1 protein-coding gene is annotated in these 598 nt (G+C 68.4%); it reads right to left on the bottom strand.

Features of this window, described 5'->3' with window-relative positions:
• Positions 1-598, bottom strand: a 598-nt coding sequence (locus MOV74_RS39895) for a DUF4147 domain-containing protein (RefSeq protein ID WP_246933076.1), incomplete at both ends; no start/stop codon positions are given.

A 598-nucleotide genomic window follows, 5' to 3' on the forward strand; every position in this document is an offset into this window, starting at 1 on the left:
GCCTCGCCTTCGAGATCGGCGCCGAGATCGATCGTCTCGTAGCCGGATTCGCGCGCGAGCCTCACCGCGGCGTCGAGCGACTGCTTGGGCCGCGCGATCAATTCGAAGGACGCCCGTGCGAAGGCGGCATCATCAGGCTTGCAGCTTTCGTTGCGTTCGTCCTCGAGCGCGCGGCGCACCGCGTCGTCGATGGCGAGCTTGTATTTCGCGACGATGGCGCGCGCATCGGCCAGCGTGGTCGGATCGGGGACGGTGGGACCGGAGGCGATCGCGGATGGGTCGTCATGCGGCACGTCCGAGATCGCGAGCGTTACGATCCCGGCGGCATTCTTGCCGGCGCGGGCGAGACGGCCGCCCTTGATCCGCGACAGATGTTTCCTCACCGTGTTCATCTCGCCGATCGGCGCACCCGAGCGCAGCAGCGCCTTGTTGACCGCCTGCTTCTGCGCAAAGCTGATGCCGTCGCTCGGTGCGATCCAGTTCGCAGAGCCGCCGCCGGTGAGCAGCACCAGGAGCAGATCGTCCGGTCCGGCTTCGGCAGCGAGCGCGAGCGTGTCGGCTGCGCCCTTGAGGCCGGCCTCATCCGGCACGGGATGTC

The sequence above is a fragment of the Bradyrhizobium sp. SHOUNA76 genome (assembly GCF_023006445.1).
Classification (GTDB): domain Bacteria; phylum Pseudomonadota; class Alphaproteobacteria; order Rhizobiales; family Xanthobacteraceae; genus Bradyrhizobium.